The sequence below is a fragment of the Candidatus Infernicultor aquiphilus genome, from assembly GCF_002784285.1.
GTDB lineage: Bacteria > Atribacterota > Phoenicimicrobiia > Phoenicimicrobiales > Phoenicimicrobiaceae > Infernicultor > Infernicultor aquiphilus.
The window spans coordinates 1-3,284 of record NZ_PFKO01000041.1 but is presented as its reverse complement, the minus strand read 5'-3'; the positions used below and the strand labels follow the sequence as shown (position 1 = coordinate 3,284).

Below are 3,284 nucleotides of genomic sequence, written 5' to 3'. Positions count from 1 at the left end.
GAGTAGACCACCTTACTCCAGTAATAGAAATCATTTCCTCACTAATTATTCTACCTATCTCTTCTAAGTCGATTTTATTTATAGATTTACCCTCTATAGCTTTTTCAACTTTGGAAAGTGACTGAGGATAAGGAGTGGCTGAACCGGGAACCACTCTAACATCTTGAAAAATACTTTTTTCATCTATTTTCACTACTAAAGCAATACTCAACCTGGCAATAGACATAGCCTTTCTCCGGCCTATTTTCTGAAAATCAGTATAATAATGGTCACCCAGTAAAGGAATCTTTATTTTAGTTAATAATTCATTAGCTTCTATTTTAGTTTTATAGGGACCGGCTAAAAATTCTTCTAAAGGTAATACTCTTTCACTTTTTTTAGAAGTTAATACTACCTCAGCCTTTAGAGCAATTAATGGTGGTAAAAGATCTGCTGCCGGAGAAGCATTTACCAGGTTACCACCGATAGTCCCCCGGTTACGGATTTGGGTGGAGCCAATAGTTCGAGCTGCTTCCACCAAAAGTGGAAAATTATGATTAAGCAGGGGCTCCTTAATTAATTTAGAATGAGTGATCAGAGAACCAATCTCTACATAATGGTCAGCTGGTCGGATAAATTTTAAGACTTCCAGGTTACTTATATCTAACAAATAGGAAATTGGTGGAAGTCGGGGACTTTTTTTATGCATATCTACTAAAAGGTCTGTTCCACCAGCCAGGACTTTAACTTTTTCTAATCGATCTAAATAATCTAAAGCTTCTTCTAATTTCTGGGTAGTAAAAAAATCATAAGCTATCACTTTTTATTACCCCCTTACTCAAAGAATATCCCAGCAAAACACGTTCTAAATTAAGGGGTAAGTCTCTGATTCTTCTTCTAGTCGCCTGAGCCACTGCATTAGCGATAGCAGCAGCACCCAATTCCAAAGTTGGCTCCCCAATAGATTTAGCTCCGTAAGGGCCATAAGGGTCAGGATTTTCTACCATAATGGGGGTAATTTCTGGCATATCTTTTATGGTAGGAATTAGATATTCATCAAAATTAGTATTTTTAATATAACCTTTTTCGGTTTCTAATTCCTCCATAATGCCGTAACCCAAGCCCATCATTACTCCGCCATAGATCTGCCCCCTTAGACAGGCTGGGTTAATAGCTCTACCTACATCATGGGCGGCAGTAATTTTTATTACCTCAATCTGACCAGTGCCTAGATCAACTTCCACTTCAGCCACCTGGCAACCATAGACATAAGTAAAATATGGTCTGCCTTGACCGGTTACTTCGTCCCAGGAAATATCGGGAGCTTTATACCAGCCATAAGCAGATAAAAATATTCCCTGTTTATGGGCTAAATCTACCGCCTGATCAAAAGAAATAATTTTTTGATCTTTATTTTTATCAGATATATTCTCCTTCTTAAAAACTAGATTATTTGCTCTAATCTTAAATTCAGCTGCTATTATCTCGGCAAGAGTTTCTTTTAATTGATGAGCAGCATTTTTTACGGCATTACCTCCTAATAATGTACTTCGGGAAGCAACGGTAGGACCACTTTCGGGAGAGACTGAAGTATCAATCTCCATATAATTGATCCTTTTAATCTCTACTCCTAATTCCTCAGCAGCTATTTGAGTCAGAACCGTCTTTAAACCTGCACCATTCTCGGCTAATCCACAAGAGATTAAGATACTCCCATCATGCTGAATAGCAACTATAGCCCCAGCGGCATCGGTTGTCTCAGCACCCAGACTACAGCCACGAAAACTGATGGCCATACCGATTCCCCTTTTTTTATCTCCCAGTTGAGACCTATTATATTCAGCATACTTTTCTTTATAATTACTGACTCCCATAGCTTTACTAATTACCTCTTCCAGGCTCACCTGGTGATTATCCAGTTTCTGCCCACTGGCGGTTATAGAGTTATTATGATAGATATTTTTTAAACGTAGCTCCAGAGGACTCATCTTTAACTCTTCAGCCAGTTCATCTATTAAGGATTCTTGAGCAAAAATAATCTGCGGTGAACCATAACCTCTCATCGCCCCAGTATATACATTATTGGTGTAATATCCATAAGTATCTGTCTTCACATTGGTTATTTCATAAGGACCAGTTGCTTGAACCACTGAACGCCAGGTAACAAAGGGAGTCTGGCAGGCATAAGCCCCGCTATCGGCGATAGCCTTAATTTCCATAGCTATTAATTTACCTTCCTTAGTAGCACCAACTTTGTATTTCATCTGATAAGGATGGCGTTTATAACTTTCCAGGATTGATTCAGCTCGAGTATTTACCATTTTAACTGGTCGTCCAGTCTTTAAGGCTAAAACCGCTGCTCGAGCAGCCATAGAAGAAATTACTTCATCTTTACCGCCAAATGATCCACCCATATGGTTCTGAATTATTCTCACCTGGTTCAAAGCTACTTTAAGTACGCTGGCCACAGCATTTCGACAAGAAAAGGGATTTTGTACCGAACCATAGATGGTAACTAAACTATTATGTTCATAGGGCACTGCCACAACTACCTCAGGCTCAATGTAACTATGTTCTACAAACTGAGTAGTATATTCTCTTTCCAGGATCACTTCGGCCTGAGCAAAACCTTTTACCGTATCCCCTTTTCTTAATCGATGATGAACTACCTGATTATTTTTTAATTCTGGGTGGACTAATAGTGCACCTGCTTTCGCTGCCTCTTGGGGATCAAAAATCCCTGCTAATTCTTCATATTCTACCTCGATTAGCTCTAGAGCTTCTGCAGCAGCCTCTTCAGTCTCAGCAGCAACCACAGCAATTCCATCACCGATATATAAGGCTTGTTTTTGGGCTAAAACTTGTTGATTTTGGATAATCACTCCAAATTTATTATTAGGGATATCTTCTGCGGTTATAACTGCTTGCAGGCCCGGAAGGGCTAAAGCTTTTTTAATATTTACTTTTACAATTCGAGCATAAGGATATTTACTACGTAAAACTTTACCATAAAGCATATTAGGGAAGAAAAGATCAGCACCAAATTTAGCTTTGCCAGTGACTTTTTCATAGGCATCGACCCGTCTTATCTCATGGTTCACTTTATCATATTCCATTCTCTTCACCTCCCTTATTAATACATCTGGTCAAGCAAAGTTTTATCCTGATTTTAAATATCTTTACATTTTGTTCTGTCATTGCGAGGAGCAAAGCGACGAAGCAATCCCTTGATTTGTAAGGATTTGAGATTGCTTCGCTATCGCTCGCAATGACAAATCATTGTAACATTATTAAGGAAACGCTCT

At 38.8% G+C, this 3,284-nt stretch carries 2 protein-coding genes; both read right to left on the bottom strand.

The window, feature by feature from the left end; all coding sequences use genetic code 11:
• Positions 1 to 799: xanthine dehydrogenase family protein subunit M (locus COZ07_RS01335; protein ID WP_406606803.1), on the bottom strand; the 799-nt coding region annotated here is incomplete at its 3' end.
• Positions 786 to 3,095, bottom strand: a complete 2,310-nt coding sequence (locus COZ07_RS01330) for a xanthine dehydrogenase family protein molybdopterin-binding subunit (RefSeq protein WP_406606802.1) — start codon at positions 3,093 to 3,095, stop codon at positions 786 to 788. The genes COZ07_RS01330 and COZ07_RS01335, both read right to left, overlap by 14 nt.
• Positions 3,096 to 3,284: the final 189 nt, after the last annotated feature.